The following is a 24,597-nucleotide window of genomic DNA, read 5'->3' as shown; positions in this document are numbered from 1 at the left end:
AAAAAAGCATCCTTTGATCAGAAGGATGCTTTAAATTCTTTAAGAAGAAATTTCTAAAAACTATTTTGCCAAAGCAGCTAAAACAGCATTGTTTTTAGCTAATTGATCGTTTTTAGGTTGTGCAGAGCGGCTTCCCAACTCGATGTTAGTTGCTCTCTTTAAAAATGCTACCTCTTGGTGAGCTGTATTTTTATTTCTTCTGTCTTTTCTTTTTAATCTGGTAACTGCCATGGTAATAACCTTTTAATTATTTTATTTGTACAAATGGAGGTCGAGAGCGGATTCGAACCGCTGTAGAAGGTTTTGCAGACCTCTGCCTAGCCACTCGGCCACTCGACCCTTAAATTCAAGGCTGCAAAAATAGCAATTATTAGTTAGCCCGCAAATAATATCTTAATTTAATTTCGAACTCGCACTAACTCAGCACAAAAGATTGCCGCACTTACTGCTACATTTAACGATTCGGCCTCCCCAATTCTCGGAATGGTTACCGGCTTGTTTATTTTTTTGATCACTTCTGCCGAAATTCCCTTTCCTTCGTTGCCTAAAATCACCAATCCTTCTGCTCCCCATTGCGTTTTGTAAATCGATTCGCCATCTAACAACGCCCCAAATACAGGGATGGTATTTTTCTCTAACAAGGCTGGTAGATCTGCTTCGTAAATATTTACCCGCGCCAAAGAACCCATTGTGGCCTGTACGGTCTTTGGGTTGAATACTTCTACACAGTCTGCAGAGCAGATGATGTTTTTAAAGCCAAACCAATCTGCGGTTCTGATAATGGTACCCATATTGCCTGGATCCTGAACGCCATCTAAAACCAAAGTGAACTGATTTTTTAACTCTTTTAGCGCTAACGCTTTGTTTTTGGGGATATGAACGAGTGCTAAAAAGCCTTGTGGCGTTTGCAGCGTACTAATCTTGTCTAATTCGGCGTTCTTTACTTCAAATAAGTTTATATTTGCAGGCAATTTGGGTAACAAATTGTATTGTTCGCTGTTGTAAAATATGGTATGAATGTGGTAACTTGACTGAATAAATTCTTTTATGGATTTTATACCTTCAACAATAAATAAACCATGTTCTTTACGGTATTTTTTTTGATGTAACGACTTTATAAAACTAATCTGTGATTTTGAAAGCATACCAAAACTCAATAAATATTAAACTGAAAAGCACTGCAATATTACTATTTATTATTGTTTTAATTCAGGCCTGCTCATCAACTAAGTACATTGCCGACTATCAATCGATAGTGAAAAAGGTAACTATTGATAGTGTTGATGCTAAATTTGAAGAACAGGCTTACAATTATGTTCAGAAAGATATCAGGCCGGCATCTAAGCTGAGTATCAATGTGCCTTTGTACAATTTGTTCAATACAAAAGATGGTCGGTATAAAACCAGCGATATTAAGCCGTTTGGTACACCGCCTGCTATTTTAGATAGTACATTGGTCGAAATTTCCAGAACACAGATACAGAAGTTTTTAAAAAGTAAGGGCTACCGCCAGGCCGAAGTAACTTCTGCCATCAAGATTGCAGATAAAAAGGCCGAAATTGTATTCAGTGCAAAACCTGGGCCTGCTTATTTTATTGAGAAACTTTCTGATTCGATACCCAATGCAAATATTAGGAACCTTTACGAATCGAATAAGGCTAAAATATCCCATTTACACAAGGGAATGCAGTACGATGAAGACTCTTTAACTTATGAAAGGGAGCAGATTTATAGAATTATGAAAGAAAATGGATATTTCTATTTCTTAAGACCCTATGTGAATTTCGATGTATATGGTGCCGAACCCAGCTCTAAGACTAATAAAATCGATTTGAATCTTAATGTAACAGATCCTGCAAATGGCCCGCATAAACAGTTTAATATTGGTTACACGCATTTGTTAATTGCGCCAAATCCTGACGGTTTGCCCGATTCGGCAAGATATAAATTAAGCAAAGATACTTTGAACGGTATTATTTATACCGATTTCTCTAAGCGCTACAGACGTAATCCGATCGTTCGCTACGATTTTCTGAAGCAAGGTGACCTTTATGACATCCGGAATGAAAATCTTACTTACGATCGCTTGTATGAGCTAAATGTTTTCAAAAACGTAAAGATCGATTATTTCAGAAGGGATAGTACCTCAAATAAAATCAATGCAATCATTTTGCTCACCCCCCAAAAGGTAATGAGTAACCGCGTGGAAGGCGAGGTTCCGTTTAATGGGGGTACCGTTGGGTTTACTCTCGGAAATACTTATACCAACAACAATATTTTTAGAGGGGCAGAACGATTTGAACTCCAGGTAAAAGGTGGTTTGCAATCACGTATAGGTAACGGTGCCAAGGTTTTCAGTGATATTTATCAGCGCGATTTTTCCATCAGTGCCAGTATTTCGGTACCCAGATTGATGATCCCTTTCTATAATCCTGTTTTAGGTGGAAACGGAATGCCGCACACTACTTTTGCAACCAGTTACATTTATGCCTTACAAAAAGATGTTTCGGTAAGAAGGATTTTTATCAACTCCATTACTTATGATTGGTTTGAAACTAAATCTAAGTTACACTCTTTTACTCCATTAAATTTTGAGTACCGTTTTGGTAACCTCGATACATCTAAAGTGGATGCAATTACCCGCTTTAACAACCTTTATTATTCTTCACTACTCGATCGTAAAGATTTAACACTGGGTATGAAATATACCTACACGCTGAATGGGGATAAGTTAAACCAACTGAGAACTTTTGTTTATTTAAGGGCGGGGATGGATATTGCAGGCAATATGTTGCAGGGCATATCTAAACTAACCGGTGCTAAGCATGATCCGGCAAACAACGACCCGGCAAAGATATTAGGCTTACCTTTTAACCAGTATACCAGGCCAGAGGTAGATATTAGGTGGTATAAACATTTGGGTGGCGAAAGGCAATTTATAGCCCGTTTAAACACCGGATTAGCCTACGCTTATGGTAATTCAATTTTAACGGGTATTCCTTTCGAAAAGCAATTTTTTGCCGGTGGATCTAACGGCTTAAGGGCTTGGCAGGCCAGAACCATCGGTCCAGGTAATTATAATAGACAGGTACTTGCCAGCGATGAAGTACGGAAGGCTGTTTTTGGGCTGGATCAATTGGGTACTTTACGGATAGAAACTAATTTTGAATATCGGTTTACAGTTGCCCGAAAATTTTTCGGTGCTACTTTGAAAGGGGCCGCTTTTGTTGATGCCGGTAATATCTGGAATATCCGAAGAGGGGAGTCGATTACGCTTGAATACCCTGAGTTGGATGAATTGACCGTGTTTAAGCTTAGTAAATTGGCTAAGCAAGTTGCTATTGGTACTGGTGTTGGTTTAAGATACGATGTTCAGTATTTTGTTTTCAGGTTTGATGTGGGGCTGAAACTTAAAGATCCTCAGTTTATCGGATCAGACCAGTGGGTAATCAGCAAATTTTTATCTGGGGCCAGAGATTTTAAAAATAGCTATAACGCCACACACGGGCCTGATACCTATCGTTTCCTTCAGTATAACTTTGGTATTGGTATGCCATTCTAATTAACCGAAAAGGCTTAATGCTTTAGGTTTGGTATTCGGATCTTTAAAAGAAAATTCTTTAAAGGGTTGCCATCTTTTATCCATGTGTTTGTAAACAGAAAAGGATGAAACCTGGAACTCACGTTTAAATTTCCGGTCTTTAAATTCAGCAGAAAGCTGTTTGAAAATGGGTGGTTTTACATCTCTGAACGCTAAAGTTAAATGTGGGTTAAATTTTTCTTTTTTCGCTATCAGTTTTAAAGGTTGTAATTCTTTAGTAATCTGTTTTCCCAGGGTCATTAAGCCCTAATTTTGTTCAACATCAAGATAAAAGGTATGCTCCAGAAATGAATTGAAGTTTCGGAGTACCTGTGTAAATGGCTGACTGAAAGCGGCATCTGCTAAAGCTTTAAAAAATCTTTTTTCTGCATCGTAAGCTGACAGTTTTACCGGAGGGTATAAGGTGATGTGGGCAGGCCGTTTTAATGATTCATACACATTAAATTTCTCTGAAATGTATGTTCTAATCTCATCTATGTCTTCTACAACAGAAACAGGAGGAACTAAACACACTAAAAATAGATTTTCCATAAATCAAATTTACTAAAAATTTTAGTAAAAAAGTAATGATGAATTGTTAATTTTCTATCGTGATAAACAATTTTTCTTTTATAGGAAGGGCTTTGCAGAAGCTAGTTGTGCGCTGTAGTCCCGCTCCCGCTTCTGCCGATGAAAAATCGGCATCTCGCTTCGATCGGGCTTAGGAGGTTACAACTGTGCTGCTATCTGTGGTATAATAAACCCGACCGACAGCGTTATCCCGATTTAAAGTGATTTTTTTATCGTTATAATTTTATCGGGATTAAGCAAAGGGCGGGACTGGTATAACCGAAGCACCACAGGCCTTGCTTTTCTAAAAAAAGAGCATTCGCATTAGACCTTATACGCTAAACGATTTGTTATTTCACACTTATTAGGAACGAACGTGAGCACAAATTGTTAATTTACTGCTGTTATAATTAATTTTCTTTTTTATGGGAAGGGCTTTGCAGAAGCTATTGGTTCTCTGTAGTCCCGCTCCCGCTTCTGCCGATTGAAATAATCGGCATCTCGCTTCGATCGGGCTTAGGTGGTTACAACTGTGCTGCTATCTGTGGTATAATAAACCCGACCGACAGCGTTATCCCGATTTAAAGTGATTTTTTTATCGTTATAATTTTATAGGGATTAAGCAAAGGGCGGGACTGGTTTAACCGAAACCGCACAGGCACTGCTTTTCAAAAAAAACAAAGCTTGAAGTTATCCTGTAATGAACTTGCCGTCATTGCGAGGCACGAAGCAATCTTAAAGCAATCGCTAGGATTGTCTTATTTATTTGCGAAGTTCAACCCATAGTAGTAAGATTGCTTCGTCGTTCCTCCTCGCAATGACGATTTTATTTAGAAAATCAGACGAGGTTTTTTAACCCATCGAATATACTTTCGAAAAAGGTAGAAAGGTTTAAGCCATTGCTGTGGTTAAAATACACAAATACCAGAAAAACAATGACCACAAATATGATCAGTTTGCGGAAGGCAAAGGCAATAATTACCAGTATAATCGGAATAATGAAAAGCCATAAACTATTTATGGCATACGGACTTAAATCGGTATCTTTTTTATACACATACACCAGTTTGCTATGGGTGCCAGAGTCGTTTTGATGTTTGATGTAAACGAAGGTAGATTTATCGATGGGCAAAGGTAACACCGCTATGCCATCGTTAAATTTTAATACCTGTGTAAAACCACTTACACTAAAGGTGTAGATTCCGTTTATGTTTTCGTTGGGGTTGTTTAAAGAATCGGCTGCTATAATGGCCAGTTTGTTGTTTTTAAGCAAATTTTCTTTTACCAGAAAATTATTGATTGCTGCGGTTTGTGCATGGCTGAAAAACCCGATTAAACACAGTGAAAGCAAAAGTAAGATTCGTCTCATTCGATAGAACGTTTATTGTAAATTAAATAACCGATATGCAATAATACACCATTTCTTTTAACTGCATCATTATATAAATTATAACTTAGGCTTACAGGGCCGAGCGGTGAATGGTAAACTAAACCTGCAGTACCTGCATAGCGTATTTTTGTGATGGCTTTGGCATAATCTACATCCTGAAAATTATTCAGCTCAAACTCCTTATGGGGTAAAAATAAATAACCTTCCAATCTAAAATCGAGATTTTTTTTAACATTATAAATGTTTTTTATTCCGCCAGCAGCATAGGTTGTGGCCCTGAATTTATCCAGAAATAACGATCTGCTATCTTGCAAAGGATAAAAGGCTGGAGCAGTTAAAAGCGTAGCGTAATAATTGCTAAATAAAGGTTGGTTAGAGAAAACGCCTTCCACAATATAACCCAATGTATATTTTTTGATGTGTAAAAAGTAGTTTTCCTGGGTAAGTTTTATGCTTCCCCATTGGCGCAAATGACTGCTGCCCGGAATTTTAACAAAACCCGGAGTGGTTCGGAAAATATTGCCGGGATTATAGTTTTCGCGGCCTGTGGTGTAATTGAAACTTAGCGAAAAGCTTTGACCTCTGCTGGCATACTGTTTCCGGTTTAATGAATTTTTTTCGAGATTTAAGGATCCCCTAAAGCCATTAAAAATAGTTTGATCGAGCAGATCGCCTACCGCAAAGGTATTGTTTGGGCTATAGCGATCATTATTATTTATAAAAGTAGAATGAAGAACAATTTTGGTATTGTAATTTAAAGGCATTCCCATCATAAGGTCAATCTTACGGTCAGATTGTTCGATGTAAATGGGGCGTGGGTTTTCGATAAATATCTGGCTGGTATTATAAAAATTCCAGTGATTATAGGTTAACTCAGCGGCCAGAAACAAGGGAAGTCTGGTTGGATAATCTACCCGGCCATTTACCTGTACCGATTCGTAAAAACGGCCAGAGTAAAAGCTGGTTCCAAAAGTATACGATTTTCGGTTGAGGTAATTGTACTGGGCACCCAAAAAAACATTGCTGATGGGCCTTGTAGATATATTGCCACCTAATTCGAGTTTGAAGCTCTTTTTCGGCTGTGCCACCACCTCAAAAGTATAACTATCTGTTGCTGCCTGGTATGAAATTTTAGGAAATACGGTTTCGAAAGTTTGGTCGGCAACCAGTTTATAATACCCACGTTTAATATCTTGCAGGTTAAAAGTAACTTTATCGCTTTTGAAAAGCCTTTCTACATATTTTTTCTGCTGACTGTTTACACCGGTTACGATGATGTTGCTGAACTTTAGATCTGGCTTTTTTGCATTAAATTTTTCCCTTCTTTGTGCCAGTTCTTCATCGCTCACTCTTTTGCTGATTAAAGCTTTAATCCTTGGCATATCGGCTATTGTTGCATCATATCCTTTTTTTATCAGCTCTTCTACGGGAGCAAAATTAGTTACACTATAAGTAGCTAAATTCGGTTGGATGTATACGCCATTTTTCCCAATCATAGTAGAGTCTGATTTGGATAGAAACATGTATATCAAAAAGCGGTTCATTAAACGATCGTCGATGTTTTTAGGGTATTCGTTGTAAATTTTTGAAGAAACATTGGCGCCGATTACAAAATCAGGTTTAAAGTCTCTTTCCATTACATCGGCAGGGAAATTATTATATAACCCCCCGTCAAAAACATATTTTCCATCCAGTTTAATGGGCCGGTAGATAATTGGAACCGTCATAGTTGCCCTTACTGCTTCTGCTAAACTTCCTCTGCTTACTGTGATACTTTTTTGCGAAAGCACATCTGCAACCATACAACGATAGGGAACAAAAAGATTGTCGAAATTGTCTTTAGAAACGGCTGAAGCCTGGGCGAAAAGCTCAAGAAAGGCAAAATTTAATGGAATATCGTTAATCAGGTTAGAACGGAAACTAAAATGAAAACCCGTATCAATAGCCACTTTTGCGGTAAGCATAGACGCATTGGGCGCATTTTTCTGAAAGAAAAAGGTGTAATCGCTGGTGTATCGTCCATTTACCCAATTTTGGAAGTCGTTGCTTAATGCAATTTTTTCTATCTCCGCCGGGCTATAACCTGCAGCATACATGGCGCCAACTATGCCACCCATCGATGTGCCTGTAATGTAATCGATAGGGATGTGGTTTTCTTCCAAAGCCTTTAATGTGCCAATATGCGCCAATCCTTTTGCACCGCCACCGCTAAACACAAGACCTACCTTTTGCGCCTGCAATTGGTTACAGCACAGAACGAAGAGCATCAGCAAAAATCTTTTAAAAGTTACCACCCTTAAAAATAGGGTTTTCTTTTAAAATTAGTTCAATATGAAAATGTTGTATGTTAAAAATGATGCAAAACTTACCCAAAGGATATAGGGGATGAATATTAAACCCGCCCATTTGTTTATTTTATAGAACATGGATGCATTGATGACAATGATGATCAACAGTAAAATAATTTCGGCCAGGGCAAAACCTAGCTCGTGCAGGTAAAAGAAAATAAACGACCAGCCCAAATTTAAAATTAACTGGATTAAATAAATGGCAACTGTTCGCGGGAAATGAACAATTTTATCGCGTCTAATCCACACCAGATAGGCCGCAATACCAATAAGTATATATAATGCGGCCCAAACAGGTGCAAAAAGCCAGTTTGGTGGATTAAAGGACGGTTTGTTTAACGTTGGGTACCAGGTTTTAACCGATTGAGCAGTTGCCCATCCACCTAAAGCACCAACACCCAGTGTGATGGCTATATTAACAATAAAAGCTAAAGGTTTAAATTTCATGCGCTAAATTTGAGTTTAAACAGCGGTAAACCCCAAAAGTTTTATTACCTGCCAATTCCCGGCACTATTGGTAGGCTTTCAGTGTCGTCGTTTCCGATACTTTGTATCGCAAATAAATAATTGTCTTTACTATAAGGTAATCGTAATTCGGTGGCAGAAGTGAAAAATTTCTTTTCCCAAACGGCGCTGCTGGTTTCGCGCATTAAAACATAATAGCCCTTTACTGTGCCATTAGCAGGTGCTTTCCAGTATAAAAAAGTAGAGTTGCTCAGGTTTTTTACATCAACTTTTACTTCGCTAGGGCTTGAGGGAGCTTTGGCCAGACTGGCCAAAACCGCAATATTTACACCTGTATTTTTACGTAAATATTCGAAATCCATAAATTCCTGAAGGTCGCCATACTTAATGCCTTTCTCAGTTCTAAGGTCCTGGTGCTGGTGATCGAAGTTTTCGTTCATTTCGGTTATGCGAACCGCTATAAATCCATTTTCTACGAATGGAGTATGATCTCCACCTCGGAGAAATCTGTCGTTCCTGTAAATTAATTTAATTTCTAACTGATCTACATAACGCTCGCCAATTTCTTTAACATACCGTGCCAACTGACGGCTTTTACCATCGTTCTCTAAACCAAACTGACGGATGCTCTTCGCAGTTTTATCCAGATCAAAGCTGGGTAAGCCCTCACTAAATACACGGAGCCTGGTATTGTCGATGATTTGCGTTTCGCTACTGTTGTTGCTGCCAATCATATCATTGTTTAACATGGCATCTACATTCCAGTTTTCTTTTTTTGCTTTTGCAGCCATAAAACCAGAACCTAATAACGATTGTTCCTCACCGCTTACGGCTACAAAAATTATGGTGGCAGAAAATTTATATTGACTCATAATTCTTGCAGCCTCAATTACACCGGCAACACCACTGCCATCATCATTGGCGCCAGGTGCATCACTGGTTCTGTTCATTACATCGGTAACTCGGCTATCGAGGTGTCCGCTCACCACATAAACACGTTTGTCGTTTGCATCGGTGCCTTTTAATATGGCTACAGCATTGCCTAAAAGTGTAGGCTGATCTACTCTTTTGCCATCGGGTTTAAATGTAATGGTATCCAGGTATGCAGTAAGCCTGCCATCACTTTGCTTTGCAAACTGATTAAACTTATTTACGACCCAATTTCTGGCAGCTCCAATTCCTTTCGTTTTACTTTTAATATCACTAAGCGTATTTCTTGTTCCGAAAGAAACCATTTTACTGATATATGATTTTAGCGAATCCTGATTTACAGCGTTAACCATTTTATCAATATCCTGATTTCGGTTAACCACAACTTGTGCCTGTACAGATAAACTTATAGTAACAAGAAGTAGGAATGTGTAGATTTTTTTCATCTGTCGGTTTTTTCAGAAACAATGATTTTTATTTAAAAACGAATATATCGAATGATTCCTTGAATACGGACAGCTAAAACCTAATCCCTTGTAACATTTTGGGCATAAAAAAGGCCCTTCGAAACTAATCAAAGGGCCTCAAATTTAATTTTAATATTACCTTGCCACAGTTAATGCAAGTTCTTGTGTGCGGTTCCAGTTGCCGAAAGCTTTTTTAGCTGAAGCTTTGGCTGTATTTAATTCAACATCTCCGGCAATCGTTAAAAATGTTTTTTCTGGAGAGATCTGGCTGTAAAAGTTTTTAACATCTGCCAAGGTTAATGCATTAATCGAATTTTCATTTACCGTTTGGTCATAATCGTAATCCTGCAATTTTATACTGGCAATTAACTTAGCTTTAGCCGTATTAAAAGTTTTTTGGTCGAAGCTTGCATTTTGAATTACTGAAGCCATTGTTGCCAGGTCGTTCTCAAGATCTGCATTTAATGTAGCCAGCTTGCCGCTGTTATCCTTAAAGCTAATATTTGAGTTTTTACTTAGGTTTTCGTTTAACACGGCGTTTAACAATTCCACTATGCCGTCTTTTTTGCCCTGAAAAGCCTTAGTATCTAATGTAAAGCTAGAATATGCCTTTGGCGAACGTTCGTTCTCTGAAATAATGATATTCATGCCATTCTTGAGTTTATAGCTAACAGGCTCTTTAAAGTTTTGAGCTTTCACACTATAAACTGATAAGATACTTAATGCAGCGAATGCAATTGTTTTAATATTGTTCATTTTATTTTTTTTATTTTTTATGGTTGATGATTCCTGTTTAGTACGTTATAAATCTACTCCTGAATGGTTTTTTTGACTATGTTTAGTCGTTGGAAAGGCAAAATATTAGACGAATGGGGTAGTGCGCGCTTTGAAAATGGGGGTATTTTTTTTACAAATATATATTTTATTCATTTTGTTCATTATTATTTGTGAAAATAATCTCCCGGTTATGCTGAGTTTAATTGCAACGATAATCTGATCGTAATGAATCGTTTAATAGTTGATGATCATATAATCGCCAGATATATCGTGAGCCGCCTTTTGTAGGTTGATCTAGCTTTAAATTGATTGTTGAATGCGAAAGTGCAGCCAAAGCTTAAAGAATTTAGCCCTTCATAAAATAGACTACTGTTGCTTGATATCGAAATGCCGGGAATATCAGGAATAGAGCTGGTTAAAGGCTTAGGCAAAACACACCTACTCATAATATTAATAAACTTGTTTTTGAATAACCAACAAGAATGATTTTGTTTTTATGAACGAAATGCATTACTGATTAGCGAATATTTTATGTTTTGCACTTAATTGTTATCTTGCATTTTATCTTTACTAAAACGATTAAGTTGTATGAGAAACAGTATTTCTTTATTAATGATAATATGCTTTTCAGCATTTTATGCCCAAAGCCAGGTAAACCTTAAAGCATTTAAAACCAATGGTGCTACTGTTTCTTCCAACCAAAAAGAACTCATGCTCACCTGGCCAGCTGGTAAAGGAACCTTAGGTAAAATGATTTTAGATCTTGATCGTACCAAACCATTGTTTAAAAGTTTGCTGTTAGGTAAGCAAGGCGCTTTAAAAGAAGTTGCTGCTCATCTCGACCCTGGATTTGTGCTGAGAATAGGTAAACGCACTTTAAGTCCAAACAGTGGGGGCTGGGATGTTTTTTTCGACCGGGTTCCAACCAGACCATATACCACAAACGTTGTAAAATTCGAAAAAGGGGCAGCCAGTGTTTCTACGAAGGGCTCGCAAACTGTGGTGCGAATAAATGGAGTTCAATGCGAAAACTTTAGCGGTGCTTTAGAAATAACACTTTACAATGGAAGCCCTTTGTTTAATGTGGCTGCAGTTGTATCAACCCCAAAAGATTCTACAGCCATTTTATACGATGCCGGATTGCTTAGCAAAAAAGATATCTGGTCTAATATCGCTTGGTCTGATGTAAAAGGAAATCTTCAGCGCGAAAAGGCAGCACCAGCAGATCCAAGTAAAAATTTAGAAGTAAAATACCGCACCGTTATCGGCGAAAATAATGGTGGAAGTTTGGCCGTTTTCCCTGCTCCGCATCAATATTTCTATCCCTTAGATGAAGCTTTTAACCTTAAATTTACCTGGAAAGGGAGCAATTATTTAAACTTAATCCCCGACTTTGGTATTGGGATCAGGCAGGATCCATTAGGCGATAAACGTTATGTGCCCTGGTTCAATGCACCACCAAATACCCAACAGCGTCTTAATTTTTTCTGTTTATTAAGCACTGGGAAGGCAGGAGCAGCGTTGGATGAAGTTAAAAAGTTTACGCACAATGATACTTATGTGCCCTTGACAGGTTATAAAACAATGGCTAGTCATTTCCACAATGAATTTATTTCGGACGTAGTGCTGAGCGGAAAAGCCGTTCCGGAAAAGCCCGAATTTGTTGAGGTATTGAAAAAGGCGGGTTTAAATATCGTTAAGCTTGCCGAATTTCACGGACCAGGCCACCCCAAAGGACCCGATTCTGTTCGTTTAAAAGAATTAGATGCCTTGTTTAAACAAACCAAAAGGTTATCTGATCCAAATTTTTTATTGTTACCAGGAGAAGAAGCCAATAATTTTTATGGTGGACATTGGCTGGCATTTTTTCCTAAACCAATTTATTGGATTATGTCGAGAAAAAGCGATCAGCCTTTCGAAACCAACGATCCTAAATATGGTAAGGTTTACCGCATTAATGACAAAGCAGAAATGCTTAAACTATTGGAACAAGAACATGGCTTAGCCTGGACTGCCCATGCCCGAACAAAGGCTTCGACAGGTTACCCAGACAAATATAAAGAAGAAGACTTTTTTAAATCGGAGACTTTTATGGGCGCAGCGTGGAAGGCCATTCCAGGAGATCTTTCGTTGCCAACCTTAAGTAAACGGGTATTGAACCTGATGGATGATATGGCCAACTGGGGTTTGAAAAAACACATTATTTCAGAGGCTGATATCTTTACCATTACTGAGCAAAATGAAATGTATGCACATTTAAACGTGAATTATTTGCAGTTGGATAAGGTACCTAATTATGCCGATGGCTGGCAGCCTGTTTTAGATGTAATGCGGAAAGGGAAGTTTTTTGTATCAACAGGTGAGGTATTGATCCCGAGTTTTAATGTTAACGGAAAAGGTGCAGGAGAGACTTTGGAGATTGATAATAGTGGAAAAGCAAAGATAAATATACAACTTAACTGGACATTCCCCTTAAGCTTTGTCGAAATTGTATCGGGTGATGGGGCAAAGGTTTATCGCAACCGTATTAATTTAAACGATACCCAGGCTTTTGGAAAAAAAGATTACAATTGGGCAGTTAATTTAAAAGGGTGTAAGTGGGTAAGGGTAGAGGCATGGGATATTGCAACCAATGGTGCTTTTACACAAATGGTTTGGCTGGAATAGTTTTACTGTCATACTGAGGGTTAATTTATTGTGTAAAAGCACCATAAATGAGGGATTTTAACGAATTGATAGGCCGCGAAGAATCGTCATCTCGACCGTAGTGGAGAGATCTTTTAATATAGTCCAAAGATCTCTCCACTACGCGTTGCTTCGGTTGAGATGACGACCCTTCTATTGGATCTGACAATGGTAGCGGAGTCGAAGGATCTCTAAAAAATGGAATTCACAAAAAAAAATATCATTTTGGAAGAGTACCTGCTGGGTGAAGTTTATTGAGGTTTTTGGAGCGCAATTCCTGTAATATATAGGAGAGGTTCCGTCCTGCTGTACGTTGCTCCCGAAGAAACCTGTGAAACAAGCAAGCACACAATAAAAGAGTAAAAACTAGTGCTTAAATCGGGATCCACTGCCATCAGGGCTATTTAACAAAGGCTTGTGTTAAGATACTTTAAATAGTCCTCATTACAAAAGAGGACAATTTCGGCGACACTCTTTGATGCCGAGAACAATGCTACACCGCATCATCTTTAAACCTTCTTATAGCGAGATAAAAAAAGGTAATGGAATATAAACCTGCCAACAATCCCGCACATACAGCAGATGGGGTAATTCCGAAATCGTGATTTTTAGGAAAAGAGAAGTGCAGTGTGAGCATCAATGCAAATACCGCCAAAATGCTGTACAAGCCATTTAAACCTGCTTTTTTCAATATAAAAGGGTAACCTGTAATTTTTTCGTCTATCTTATAGTTAATGGCGCCAGAGTGTTGCAGCAGTTTTATTTTTTTTAAAATATCGAGGGTAATCATAAAGGGTAAGAGCAACGACATCGGCAATAAAAACCTGGCCAGATTTTGCTCTCCACTAAATAAATGCACCGAATTTTGTGCTTTAAAAGCAAAATATGGCACTATAGTATTCAATACCGTGTTTGGGATAAGGTGTATCAGCAGGTTTTTGCGAACAAACTTTCGCCAGTTCGACACTTTTGCCTGCTCATCATATTCCACTTTATCAGACATTGACCAGTTCGTTTAAATTTTCCTTAATCAGTTCCATTACCCTGTCTTTTATCTGCCAGGCTTCGAATTCCCGAAGGAATGATTCGTTTGACATAAAAGAGAAATCCAGCTGTCCGTTAAAAGTGCTGCATACTAAAGTGTTGGCGTTTTTCCATGGGAAAGCAACCGTAGGACTATAAATGGTTTCAATCGAAAAATCCTGATAATCCTTCGGGATGTTTAAAAGTCCCATGTTGCTGAGCGTCACATCGTGTGTGCCCTTTGTTGTTTTCAAAAAGCCGATCATTTTATTTACTGATGAATGGAAATACTCGCTCATGTTTAACAGGTTGTGGACTTTCATTTCTGCTACTTTTGCTTCCAGATCGGTTTTTAAGGTTCGGGTTTTTGTCCAGAAATCGTTTTCGCCTTGCGCTAATTTTAACTCGACAATGGGTGCAAAGGCAAACATGGTATCTTGTTTTATGGCTTCTACAAACCGCCTGATATCAACCGGACAGATCACTTTGCCATGGGCTTTGGTGCCTTGTACATGTTTAAAAGCTTCCATAAAGGCCACACAGATGGCGGCATGTACAGTTGTGTTTTGTTCCTTACATTTAATTAATAGGTTTTTGGTGTCTTCTGTGCTGATTTTCCAATGAACAGCGTAATTGCTCCTGTCTATGTTATTGTTTGAAGTAGATTTAAAAAAGAAAAACAAACGGCCAAGCGCTGCAAAAATTTTCCCTTTAAAATGCCCCGCCTTACTCATCACAAAATCTTCTGGTAACAGGTCACGAACAGAAAGAAATGAAGGATATGGAGCCAGATCTTGTTCAGGATCATCAATCAAAGTCATCAGCTCCCGCATTAAATTTAAAATGGTAGTTCCATCGCAAATACAATGAGGAAGTACGAGCAAAAGGTCTGATTCGGTTTCGCCTTTTAACCAAACTAACCTGGCTAATGGCTCGTTTGAGGTGTCAAAAAGTTTATACCACTCTATTTTTGATTGAGCCAACCAGCTTTGATCTGTTGGGCGATCAGCAATCCTAACGGGTATTTTTCTGATGTTTTCGTTTCGTACAAAATATGGTGTATTGCCTGTAGCATCGATATTCATTTGCAGCAGTGGATGTTTCTGTTGGATTTTAAACAGTGCCTTGTGCAAATTTTCTTCACTGATTTTACCCGAAATTTTGGCGCCAAAAACACAGTTTAGAGGTGTTTTAGCATCTACATGCATTATTCTTTCGCCTAAAATTAATCTTCTTTTCATGCAGTTGCAGTTAAAATCTCGATTGGTTTTTCAACCTGTTCTTTAAGGATAGCTATTACTTTTTCTTTTATGGCTTCTGCTTCTACAAAAGGAACATAACCTTCGCTAGCCACAAAGGTAAAATCCATTTGATTGCGGTAAGTGGAGGCAATCATGGTGGTGGTGTTGCCTAACGGTCCCATTACCGAAGGACTGAATATGGACTCTACTTCGAAGTTTCGATATTGGTAATCGATGTCTATTTTGCCCAGGTTTGAAAACATACAATCATTACTCGATTTTCCATATTTTAAGAAATTAGTGAAGTTGTTTAATGCAGGGTGACAGGCTTCCATCATCATCATCAAGCTGTAAGGATTAAGTTTGGCCGATTTATCGTTTACATCTTTTTGTAAGGCCTTCACATTATCAATAAAGTCTTTTTCTGGCATCAGGGAAAGTACAATCATTAATCCGAAGGCAAAAATGTGGTCTTTTTTAATAATCGGGTTAAAGTTTCGGATATCAACCGGTAATGATATTTTATTAAATGCTTTTTCTTTTCTCACCTCTTTAAATGCCGTCAAAACAGCAGCGCTCAACAAAGTATTTACAGTGAACTGATTGGCTTTGCAAAACTGGATTAGCTGTTTGGTAAGTTCCTGATCAAATTTCCATCGGAGCATAAAATCCTTTTTACGTTCTACCGCTACCTTTTTGATTGGGATGATCCAAAGTGCTAAAGTTGCAATTTTGCCGATTAATCTGTTTTTGGCCCTGTTGCGGTAGCTGTTTAATACCTTTTTCGGAATCACATCCTTTATATCCATAATTGGAATCTCTTTCCCAATATTGGCGTCGGGGTCATCCAAAAGCTGAAGCAATTCTGTTAAAATAGAAAGTGCCGAAGTGCCATCGCAAAGACAATGGTGATATACCATCAAAAATTCGGATACGGCTTTACCTTTAACCCATGTAATGCGGCAAAGTGGTGCAATTGAAGCATCAAAAACGGTTTTCCATTCATAGGTAGATTCCCCCTCCCAATGCGCATCGTTTAATCTATCTACAATGCGAACTGGAATGCTAAAGGTTTCGGTAAGATTGGTTACAAACCAAGGCCTTTTATCTTCATCAAAACGTATTGCGGCGGTTAACCAGGGGTGTTTTTTTTGGATTTTGAATAAGGCAAACTTTAAATCATCTTCCTTGATTTCTCCCCTGATTTTGAAAGGTATTACAATGTTAAACGGACTGTTTCCATCTCCGTATAACATCCTTTCGCCAAATAACAGTTTTCTTTTCATTTCTTAGTATTATTCTGATAGAAAGTCGTCTCGAGCGGAGTGCAACGCAGTCGAGAGATCTTTCTGGATAGATCTCTCCGTTCCGCTGTGCTTCAGTCGAGATGACGGTCGAAGGTTTACAAGCTGTTGGTTTCCACAGCTTGCGCTGTTTTTGCAAAATCTTCCAACAATTGCACCGCCTTATCGTTACCACCAGCTTCGATAAATGTTTCTCTTATTTTTTGTGCGGCCTGGCGGTATTTCGGGTTTTCTAAAAGCTCGAAAACGGTATCTCTTAAATCGCTGATGCGTAACCTTTTGTATCGGATGCTTACTCCACAACCTGCTTGCTCAATTAGTTTAGCAGTATGAAAATGATCGTAGGCAATAGGCGTAATCAACATTGGTAAACCATTGGTGAAGGTATCGTTTACCGTATTAAAACCACCATGGCAGATTACCGCATCCATATGTGGCATCAGCTCTGATTGCGGAACAAAACCGTTTACGATAAAATTATCAGGCCATTGTTCAAAAATATCAGGATTGGTTGCCGCCACGATTGTTACAGGCTGGTTTTCGAAAGCAGTAATCAGTTTCTGGAAAAATTCTTTACGAATATCAACCAGCAAAGTACCTAACGAAACAAAAACTTTAGGAGTGGTGGCCTGACTTAAACGTTCCCAATCAAATGGCGCTAAATTTGGCCTGCCTTTTACCGGACCAACAAAATGCATGTGCGGTGGCTTTTCTTCAAAACCTGCAAAAGCCTGTGAGGTAAAAACCATATTCAACTGATGAGAATGGATGTGAATATCATCGCTATAAATGCCTACTTCTTTTTGCAAACCTTTAATTAAGTTTTGTTGCCACTCGAATATTTTGGGTGCACTGTTAGCCGTATCACCCATCACATCTGGTGGTACTGGGGTAGTGGTAACAGATGGTATGCCTTTTAAATGTGCACTTAATGCACCAGCAAAGGTAATGCAGTCATTAATAATTACATCAGGTTTCCAGGCGTCAACAAAGTTGTTCAGCCCTTTCATCATCATTTTGGCAAAAGGAACATAGGTTTCTTCGAGAGCAAGTTTCATCACCTCCGGACCAGAACATGCAGGGCCATCATCCTGACGTTTTAAAATGCGTTGTATTTCATCAGCATGCTCAGCCAGATCTTCTTCAGGGTAAATAAATTCGCCGCCTTCAGGTAAATGTACCTGGGCAAGCGGGGTAATACCCAGCCATTTTACTTCATGGCCGCGGGCCAATAAACTTGTGCCAATACTTAAAGTCGGACTGATATGGCCAAAAAAAGGTGGGACAACGAAAAGGAATTTTGACATAATGTATAATTTAACTGATGAATACGTTTGAGGTTTTGTTGCTTAAATTTTCCAATAAATCGGCGGCACTTTCTGTTCCGCCAGCCTGGATAAAAGATTGTTTAATCCGTTCTGCAGCGATTTTATAACTTTCGTTCTGCAGCACTTTGTTTACCGCTTCTTTAAGGTGATTGGCTTTAAACCGGTTAAAGTTTAAACGCTCTCCGGCACCGACCCTGAAAACACGTCCGGCAACATGGCTTTGATCGTATGCTATTGGAATAACCACCATGGGCAGGCCATTCATCAAGGTTTCGCAAACGGTATTGTGTCCGCCATGGCAAACCACAGCATCAAGGTGAGGCAAAAGTTCTAATTGTGGTACCTGGCGCTGCACCGTAAAATTGGCTGGCCATTCCTCAAATAAAGCAGGATCTGAAACGACAACTACATGTAAGTCTTCATTAGCGAAAGCCTCGATTACCTTGGCAAAAAAGGCTTTTTTATGCTCATGATCGAAGGTGGTGCCAATGCTGACCAGTATTTTTGGTTTGCTGGTATGAAATGCTTCCCAGTGGAAAGGAATTGTAGTTTTGCGGCGGTTAAAAACTGGGCCTACAAATTTAAAATGCTCGGGTAAATCCATCTCCCCAAAAAAATCTCTGGAGGTAAATACCAAAGTGGCAAGGTCAGAGCAGGCAATAGAATCTGTGGCATTTATACCGAATTCTTCTTGCAGGGCCACAATCTGATTTACTTCCCACTCGTGCACTTTGGGCAGCTCATCCATTACTTTTATGGCTGCAGGTGCGGTAACAGATGTAACATAAGGATAGTTTTTATTGCTTGCGGCAATTGCACCGGCAAACATTTGATGGTCGGTTATCACCAAATCGGGTTTGAACTGATCGAGTAAATCGGCAATGCCATCATAACTGTGCCTGTTAAGCGGAATCAATACTTCCTCGTACAGAAATTTGATGCTATCGATACCGTAAACAATTTTTTTGGTGATGATATCGAGGTATTTTTCTGAATCTTTTTTCTGTTGGTCGTTTTGGTCGTAACTGATCAACAGCAACTCGCCTCCAGCAGGAAGTTTATCGCCTAATGATTCATCTAAAGTAATCCATCCTACACGGTGGCCTCTTTCAAGCAAGGCAGTACCCATACTTAGCGTAGGGTTAATATGGCCAGTTAGCGGAGGAACAACAAATACAAATTTTGCCATGTGTGTTTAATTTTATATTTCCTGAAAGAAGTTTAACAATGCTTCGGCGATTACCAATGGTTGTTGTATCGGGATATTATGATCTCCCGGCACAGCGATTAACGAGGCATTTTTAATCATTCCGTCTAAATGTTTACCTGCATTTAGGCAATTGGAATCGGTGCCATATAGCAATAGGGTAGACTGTTTTATGGTTTCGATTGCAGGGCTGCCAAAAAAGTCTTTTTCGAGTTCCATGTCGGTTTTAATCGAAGTTTGATAAAAAAGGTACTCGTACATGCGGTGGTTGCGCTCCATCTGCCTTTTACCCATTTTCACTTTTGTGGTATCAGTGAAATTTTCAACGTAATGTTCTAAAAATTCGCGGCTGTACTCATCAATAATCCCCCTTGTTTTATCGTCATTCGGATCTGGTGCTTCAATTATTGCCAGTTTATTAATGCGTTCTGGAAAGCGGATGGCCATTTTTAAAGCAATCAATCCACCGAAACTATAACCACCTAAATGCACTTTTTGAAGGTTTAAAACCTCCATTAATGCGAACAGATCGTTGGTCATGCTCGTCAGGTCGTATCCCTCCAAAGCCTTTTCGCTCATGCCATGACTTTTTAAGTCGTACAGTACCACATGACATTTTGTGGCCAATAGCGGCGCGATATTAAAGTAATAGACAGACAGGTTGCTGAACATCCCGTGAACGAGGACGATGGTTTCAGCAGCCCCTTTATTGAGCTCCTGAATGTGAACCGATTTGTTGTTTACCGTTATGATTGGCATTCTTCGATATAAGAGATGATCATGCCTAAGTTTAAGTTGATCAGCTGATCTAAATCCATTGAAGATAACCAGCCCGTAAAATCGATCTGTTCGCCAAAATGCGCTTTGATTTTTTCGGAAAAAGATACAATTTCGATGCTATCCATTTCCAGATCTTTGGTGAAAGAACTTTCAGGGGTGATATCCATTTCTTCAACAAATTCTTCGCCGATTACTTCGGTGATAAATTGTTTCATGAGGTTGAAGATTTCTTCGCTGCTTAATTTCGTAGTTATAGTGTCCATCCGATGATATAGTTTTTATGTTTGATTGTTTTGATTGTGATGTTATTGATGCATAGTTCTTCGCCGTTGATTACTTCAACAGTATAGGCTTTGGGATTGCCCTGTAAGCCTTTGCCAAGGTATTTTCCATAAGCTTCTTTGGCTACCCAGAACCGGGTTGCCCATTCTGTTTTGTCGCGGCTTTCGAGCAGTGCCATTTCGTGATCGTTAAACACAAGATCGAAGAAACCGGCGCTCCGTTCTTCAATATGTTCGATGTCGATACCAACAGGTTCGTTAAAACGTGCTATGCCGACGGCATCGGTACCTTTATGTGCAATCGAGATATTGATGTTATCTGTTAAACCACCTTTAACGTAAGGTTTGCGGAATTCATCCGAATAGATTTCGAAGGTGATGGGGTAACAGGCCTGGTTTTTCTGTGTATTCAATAAATTCCGAACGGCATCTTTCGCCGCCACGCGACTGATCATCCAGGTTCTTCTTTTATTGGGTAAGAGGTTTTGGTGGTGCTTTTTCTCTGTCTGGTTGAAATATCTTTTCAGGATAAAATCCCATGATACCACTCGTGAATAAGCATTGCCGAAAAGGAAAACGCCAGGTGCAACCTCTTTCGATAAACGGTTGTGGAGTGGCGACATCGACACGTTCCAAAGCGGTTCGTCTATTTCCAATCTGCGGTTCTGCCAGCCTGATATAATGAGCCAGGTGATGCCATCTCTTTTCATCACGATATCGGCAGTGGCAAATTCATCGTTTATTTCTGTAAGTACGCAGGTACATTCGAATTGTCCTTTCTGATCGGCCATATCGCCGAAAAATTCTATTTCCTGAATTTTAACAGGGAAAGCAATCCTATCTTTTTCTAAAGTGAGTTGAAGCCATAAGCCAAATAATTGACCAGCGTTATCGAGCAATGAGCCTTTTCCGCCTGAGGCTTCGATGATGCCAGTAATTCCTTTTTCACCAACTGCGGTCAGTTTTTTGATACCCTGGTAATCTGGTCCGTGGAACATGTGCGCGTCGTAAATCTGCGCAGAAGTACGGTCGATATCCAATAATTTTCCAATATCAAAATTTCTGTTTGGAGCGGCACTTAACTGTGCAGCCAGCTGCACTTCTGCATTAGCGAAACGCTCCAGATTAAGGTAAACGCTTTGCTCGTCTTTCCATTCGCCCGTTACGGTTTCCTGAAAAGGTTTAACCACGTTCATCCATTGGAAAACCCGCATATTCATGATTTTCTGTACCTTTTCTTCAGGCGATTGTGCGTTGGCTATTTCAGCAAACACTTCAAAAATCATGGTCATCGGGATCACAGGATCCATATCTTCGACGGTTGGCCAGCCTTTGGGTTGCCTTAACAGCGAGTGGTCGATCAGGTAAGGGCAGTTCTCAAGGCTCACATCAAGTTTTTGGCTAAAAGATTGCCTTACGGGTTTTATTGGTTTGGCTGGTGCCCAGTTGCTCGGCTGATCGACTTGTAACGCTGCATTTTCGAACAGTTCGATCATTTCGCTCTGCATGTTGATCATTTCCATCACATTCTCATTAAAAGCCTGTAAAACCGGATGTTTAGCCTCCACAAAACTTTTAGATGGTGTTGGTTGGGCTTGTTTAATGGTTAAGCCTTTAAGTGTTTGCAGGTTATGGATAATCGGCGAGCCCAGTTCGAGTTTAATGCCTTTATTTTTTTGCGGTGGGGTTGATTTGATATTGCCCAGATAATTAAGGCCAATTTCTTTTCCTTCAATAAAAAGTGCTGCCAAAACCCTTTGTAACTGCGTAATGCCCGAACGGATCGGCACATTAGCACTAATGGTGCTGATTTCTTTTCCCCTTAAAGTATCGTCGATAAAGCCGACCAAACCACCAGAACCCACCTGAATAAAAACACGCGCACCCTCTGCATATAACTTTTCGGTAAGCTCACGGAAACGCACTGGTTTAATCAGGTGTTCAGCACTTAATTGACGGATGGCTTCAAAGCCTTCGGGATAAGTTTCTAAAGTAGTGGCCGACCAAAGGGGTGTAGTAGTTTTTCGAAACTGCATATCCTGCATACCCTCGAGGATCAAACCCAGTTTATCGGCTACAAATGGAGAATGGAAACCCGATTGGAAAGGCAAAACTTGATGAAAGATCTGTTTGACCTTTAATATCGGAACCAGTTCATCGAGTGCTATTTTGCTGCCGCAAAGGATGACCTGTTGCGGGCAATTATCGTTAGAAAGATATAAATCGGTAATGCTTTCGATTATGGGTTGAAGTGTATCTAAACCGCAGCCCACGGCGATGAAACGCGAATCTTTCAGTTCAAAAGTTTCGGGGTTAAGCACATTCAGTAAATTCATTACCGAACTTTCTTCCGCCAGTTCTGAAGATCTTGCTGCAAGCCATTCGCCAAGGCTGTGCCCTGCATTCATATCAGATTTAATGCCCAGTTGTTTTAAAGCCTGATCTAAAACACTGCTTTTATTGAGTATGTTCAGGGCCTCGCTTAAAAGACCGTCCTGTTTTTCGTTTTCGTCGATACTAATGTTGAAATAATCGGCTACCGATTTGATTTCGCCACCTGCAAGTCCATCTAAACCCGGAAAAACAAATGCTATTTTTCCATCGTTCGCCAATAGTGGCGCATTGGTGTACCAAATGTCTTGTTTATTTCTCCAGGGAGAATTTTTAGCCACAATTTTTAAGGCCTTTTTGATTCTTTCGGAACTTGGATTAAATAACACTAAACGGAAATTTCCATTCCCAATGCTATAATCTCCATTTTCGAGCGATTCGATCAAGGCCTCATGACTTGGCCTTGCGATGACCAATACTTCATCTTTTTTAGGCGTATCATAAGCGGTTAATACCACATGGGCATTTATTCCACCAAAACCGAATGCATTTACAGCTGCCAGTTTTGGCAAACCCGATTGGTTCCAGTCTATCGCTTTTTGTACGGCAGAAAAACGGGTTTCGGCCAGTTGTGCTACAGGTTCATCACAATGTAAAGTAGGGGGGATGATACCGTGATATAAAGCCAGACTCGATTTGATCAATCCTGCTATACCCGCTGCGGGCATGGCATGGCCGATATTCGATTTTACAGAACCGATACCTGCTTTTGGCAGATCGGCATCCTGACCGAAAAACTGTTTTAAAGTTTCAACCTCAGTTTTATCACCAAGTGGTGTACCTGTTCCGTGGGCTTCTAAATAGCCAATATTTTTACTTTCTAATTCTGCGTTTTTCCAGGCTTCGGTAATGGCTTTTAATTGGCCTTTAACCGATGGACTCATTACACTGGTTCCGCTGCCATCGCTACTGATGCCTACACCTTTAATTACTGAATAAATTTTATCCTGATCCCTTATGGCATCGTCGAGGCGTTTGAGCACAACAAAACCGCAACCTTCGCCAATAATCAATCCATCGGCATTTTGATCGAAAGGTTTTATTTTTTCTTGTTTGGATAAAGCGCCCAGCTGTGAAAAAATGCTCCAAAAGGCTGCATTCTGGCCTAAATGTACACCGCCTGCAATAATCATATCGCAACGACCACTATTCAGCTCCTGCACGCCATGATCAACTGCGATGAGCGAACTGGCACAGGCAGCATCCAAAGTAAAAGCCAGTCCGCCTAAGTTAAGGCGATTTGCTACCAGTGAGGCTACTAAATTAGGGATCAATCCCATTGCGGTATCGGCACTAAAACGGCCTTTGCGCAATTGAAATTCGTGTTTTACCTTTTCAATTTCTGCATCGGTAAGTTGTGGCATCAAGTCTTTTAATACACTCGAAATTTGCTCGCCAGTTCTTACAATTTCGATGGCGCGGGTTGCCCCAGGTCCCACATAATTGCCTTTGCCAATAATGATCCCGGTTTTATCGAGGGAATATTTTTTTTCAAATACCGAAGCATCTTCCAGTGCCTGATGAACCAGATCTAAGGTCAACAGATGATCGGGTTCGGTACCTTCAACAGCCAAGGGTAAAATTCCGAAGCGTTGGGGATCAAATTGATGATCGGGAATAAAACCTCCTCGATTGCAATAAAAACGATCTACCCCGCTAACTGCTTTGTCGAAATGAACAGGGTCAATCCGATCAGCCGGAACCTCTTGTGTAGAATCTACGCGGTTGATAATATTTTCCCAAAAGGCCTGCATATCTTTTGCACCCGGAAAAATGCATGACATTCCAATAATTGCTACGTCGCTTTTCTTCATCTGCTGTTTGGTTATG

Annotated in this window: 19 protein-coding genes and 1 tRNA gene; 2 read left to right on the top strand and 18 right to left on the bottom strand. The window is 39.6% G+C overall.

The genetic code is table 11. The features are described from left to right. Nucleotides 1–60: 60 nt before the first annotated feature. The 3 genes from J7E57_RS21950 to J7E57_RS21940 all read right to left on the bottom strand — a co-directional run bounded on the left by J7E57_RS21950 (nt 61) and on the right by J7E57_RS21940 (nt 1,145). Nucleotides 61–231 carry a hypothetical protein gene (locus tag J7E57_RS21950; protein WP_029275070.1) on the bottom strand — a complete coding sequence of 57 codons (171 nt, stop codon included), beginning with the start codon at nt 229–231 and terminating at the stop codon, nt 61–63. A gap of 34 nt (nt 232–265) precedes the next feature. Then, a tRNA-Cys gene (locus J7E57_RS21945) sits at nt 266–339 on the bottom strand. Nucleotides 340–398: 59 nt separating this feature from the next. Next, on the bottom strand, nt 399–1,145 hold the full coding sequence (locus tag J7E57_RS21940) for a TrmH family RNA methyltransferase (RefSeq protein ID WP_215130903.1): 747 nt from the start codon (nt 1,143–1,145) through the stop codon (nt 399–401). On the opposite strand from J7E57_RS21940, the gene J7E57_RS21935 reads away from it, so the two are divergent. Further along, complete coding sequence (locus tag J7E57_RS21935; protein WP_215130905.1) at nt 1,136–3,562, top strand: BamA/TamA family outer membrane protein; 2,427 nt, start codon at nt 1,136–1,138, stop codon at nt 3,560–3,562. The genes J7E57_RS21940 and J7E57_RS21935 overlap by 10 nt on opposite strands. On the opposite strand, the gene J7E57_RS21930 is transcribed toward J7E57_RS21935, so the two are convergent. The 7 genes from J7E57_RS21930 to J7E57_RS21900 all read right to left on the bottom strand — a co-directional run bounded on the left by J7E57_RS21930 (nt 3,563) and on the right by J7E57_RS21900 (nt 10,506). Further along, the gene (locus tag J7E57_RS21930; RefSeq protein WP_215130907.1) at nt 3,563–3,841 is read right to left on the bottom strand and encodes a 2'-5' RNA ligase family protein; all 279 of its coding nucleotides are present in this window, start codon (nt 3,839–3,841) and stop codon (nt 3,563–3,565) included. Nucleotides 3,842–3,847: 6 nt separating this feature from the next. Then, complete coding sequence (locus J7E57_RS21925; RefSeq protein WP_215130909.1) at nt 3,848–4,132, bottom strand: 2'-5' RNA ligase family protein; 285 nt, start codon at nt 4,130–4,132, stop codon at nt 3,848–3,850. Nucleotides 4,133–4,988: 856 nt separating this feature from the next. Continuing rightward, entirely contained in the window at nt 4,989–5,519 is a 531-nt protein-coding gene (locus J7E57_RS21920; protein ID WP_215130911.1) for a hypothetical protein, read from the bottom strand. Continuing rightward, the gene (locus J7E57_RS21915) at nt 5,516–7,807 is read right to left on the bottom strand and encodes a patatin-like phospholipase family protein (RefSeq protein ID WP_215130913.1); all 2,292 of its coding nucleotides are present in this window, start codon (nt 7,805–7,807) and stop codon (nt 5,516–5,518) included. Before J7E57_RS21915 ends, J7E57_RS21920 begins: the two co-directional genes overlap by 4 nt. Before the next feature lie 54 nt (nt 7,808–7,861). Then, complete coding sequence (locus J7E57_RS21910; RefSeq protein WP_215130915.1) at nt 7,862–8,335, bottom strand: TspO/MBR family protein; 474 nt, start codon at nt 8,333–8,335, stop codon at nt 7,862–7,864. Between the two features lie 44 nt (nt 8,336–8,379). Continuing rightward, a complete protein-coding gene (locus tag J7E57_RS21905) occupies nt 8,380–9,729 on the bottom strand; it encodes a M28 family metallopeptidase (protein ID WP_215130917.1) in 1,350 nt (449 codons plus the stop codon). 156 nt (nt 9,730–9,885) lie between these two features. Then, the gene (locus tag J7E57_RS21900) at nt 9,886–10,506 is read right to left on the bottom strand and encodes a hypothetical protein (protein WP_215130919.1); all 621 of its coding nucleotides are present in this window, start codon (nt 10,504–10,506) and stop codon (nt 9,886–9,888) included. Nucleotides 10,507–11,115: 609 nt separating this feature from the next. Between J7E57_RS21900 and J7E57_RS21895 the strand changes: the two genes are divergently transcribed. Continuing rightward, nucleotides 11,116–13,194 carry a hypothetical protein gene (locus tag J7E57_RS21895; protein WP_215130921.1) on the top strand — a complete coding sequence of 693 codons (2,079 nt, stop codon included), beginning with the start codon at nt 11,116–11,118 and terminating at the stop codon, nt 13,192–13,194. A gap of 511 nt (nt 13,195–13,705) precedes the next feature. Here the strand turns inward: J7E57_RS21895 and J7E57_RS21890 are convergent. The 8 genes from J7E57_RS21890 to J7E57_RS21855 form a co-directional block, all read right to left on the bottom strand. Beyond that, complete coding sequence (locus J7E57_RS21890) at nt 13,706–14,215, bottom strand: hypothetical protein (protein ID WP_215130923.1); 510 nt, start codon at nt 14,213–14,215, stop codon at nt 13,706–13,708. Next, complete coding sequence (locus J7E57_RS21885) at nt 14,208–15,476, bottom strand: hypothetical protein (protein WP_215130925.1); 1,269 nt, start codon at nt 15,474–15,476, stop codon at nt 14,208–14,210. Before J7E57_RS21885 ends, J7E57_RS21890 begins: the two co-directional genes overlap by 8 nt. After that, entirely contained in the window at nt 15,473–16,762 is a 1,290-nt protein-coding gene (locus J7E57_RS21880) for a condensation domain-containing protein (protein ID WP_215130927.1), read from the bottom strand. Before J7E57_RS21880 ends, J7E57_RS21885 begins: the two co-directional genes overlap by 4 nt. Nucleotides 16,763–16,878: 116 nt before the next feature. Next, a complete protein-coding gene (locus tag J7E57_RS21875) occupies nt 16,879–18,087 on the bottom strand; it encodes a glycosyltransferase (RefSeq protein ID WP_215130929.1) in 1,209 nt (402 codons plus the stop codon). 10 nt (nt 18,088–18,097) lie between these two features. After that, on the bottom strand, nt 18,098–19,297 hold the full coding sequence (locus J7E57_RS21870) for a glycosyltransferase (RefSeq protein WP_215130931.1): 1,200 nt from the start codon (nt 19,295–19,297) through the stop codon (nt 18,098–18,100). 12 nt (nt 19,298–19,309) lie between these two features. Beyond that, complete coding sequence (locus J7E57_RS21865; RefSeq protein ID WP_215130933.1) at nt 19,310–20,074, bottom strand: alpha/beta fold hydrolase; 765 nt, start codon at nt 20,072–20,074, stop codon at nt 19,310–19,312. After that, nucleotides 20,062–20,358, bottom strand: coding sequence for an acyl carrier protein (locus tag J7E57_RS21860; RefSeq protein ID WP_057933556.1), 297 nt, complete (start codon nt 20,356–20,358; stop codon nt 20,062–20,064). Before J7E57_RS21860 ends, J7E57_RS21865 begins: the two co-directional genes overlap by 13 nt. Next, the gene (locus J7E57_RS21855; RefSeq protein ID WP_215130935.1) at nt 20,346–24,581 is read right to left on the bottom strand and encodes a type I polyketide synthase; all 4,236 of its coding nucleotides are present in this window, start codon (nt 24,579–24,581) and stop codon (nt 20,346–20,348) included. The genes J7E57_RS21860 and J7E57_RS21855 overlap by 13 nt, the downstream gene beginning before the upstream one ends. Nucleotides 24,582–24,597 lie beyond the last annotated feature (16 nt).

Source organism: Pedobacter sp. ISL-64 (assembly GCF_018613605.1).
Lineage (GTDB): Bacteria > Bacteroidota > Bacteroidia > Sphingobacteriales > Sphingobacteriaceae > Pedobacter.
This window is presented reverse-complemented; position numbering and strand designations above follow the sequence as displayed.

Coding starts and splice junctions, on each gene's coding strand:
- J7E57_RS21950 (WP_029275070.1), bottom strand. CDS start 231: ATGGCAGTTACCAGATTAAAAAGAAAAGACAGAAGAAATAAAAATACA.
- J7E57_RS21940 (WP_215130903.1), bottom strand. CDS start 1,145: ATGCTTTCAAAATCACAGATTAGTTTTATAAAGTCGTTACATCAAAAA.
- J7E57_RS21930 (WP_215130907.1), bottom strand. CDS start 3,841: ATGACCCTGGGAAAACAGATTACTAAAGAATTACAACCTTTAAAACTG.
- J7E57_RS21925 (WP_215130909.1), bottom strand. CDS start 4,132: ATGGAAAATCTATTTTTAGTGTGTTTAGTTCCTCCTGTTTCTGTTGTA.
- J7E57_RS21920 (WP_215130911.1), bottom strand. CDS start 5,519: ATGAGACGAATCTTACTTTTGCTTTCACTGTGTTTAATCGGGTTTTTC.
- J7E57_RS21915 (WP_215130913.1), bottom strand. CDS start 7,807: ATGCTCTTCGTTCTGTGCTGTAACCAATTGCAGGCGCAAAAGGTAGGT.
- J7E57_RS21910 (WP_215130915.1), bottom strand. CDS start 8,335: ATGAAATTTAAACCTTTAGCTTTTATTGTTAATATAGCCATCACACTG.
- J7E57_RS21905 (WP_215130917.1), bottom strand. CDS start 9,729: ATGAAAAAAATCTACACATTCCTACTTCTTGTTACTATAAGTTTATCT.
- J7E57_RS21900 (WP_215130919.1), bottom strand. CDS start 10,506: ATGAACAATATTAAAACAATTGCATTCGCTGCATTAAGTATCTTATCA.
- J7E57_RS21895 (WP_215130921.1), top strand. CDS start 11,116: ATGAGAAACAGTATTTCTTTATTAATGATAATATGCTTTTCAGCATTT.
- J7E57_RS21890 (WP_215130923.1), bottom strand. CDS start 14,215: ATGTCTGATAAAGTGGAATATGATGAGCAGGCAAAAGTGTCGAACTGG.
- J7E57_RS21885 (WP_215130925.1), bottom strand. CDS start 15,476: ATGAAAAGAAGATTAATTTTAGGCGAAAGAATAATGCATGTAGATGCT.
- J7E57_RS21880 (WP_215130927.1), bottom strand. CDS start 16,762: ATGAAAAGAAAACTGTTATTTGGCGAAAGGATGTTATACGGAGATGGA.
- J7E57_RS21875 (WP_215130929.1), bottom strand. CDS start 18,087: ATGTCAAAATTCCTTTTCGTTGTCCCACCTTTTTTTGGCCATATCAGT.
- J7E57_RS21870 (WP_215130931.1), bottom strand. CDS start 19,297: ATGGCAAAATTTGTATTTGTTGTTCCTCCGCTAACTGGCCATATTAAC.
- J7E57_RS21865 (WP_215130933.1), bottom strand. CDS start 20,074: ATGCCAATCATAACGGTAAACAACAAATCGGTTCACATTCAGGAGCTC.
- J7E57_RS21860 (WP_057933556.1), bottom strand. CDS start 20,358: ATGGACACTATAACTACGAAATTAAGCAGCGAAGAAATCTTCAACCTC.
- J7E57_RS21855 (WP_215130935.1), bottom strand. CDS start 24,581: ATGAAGAAAAGCGACGTAGCAATTATTGGAATGTCATGCATTTTTCCG.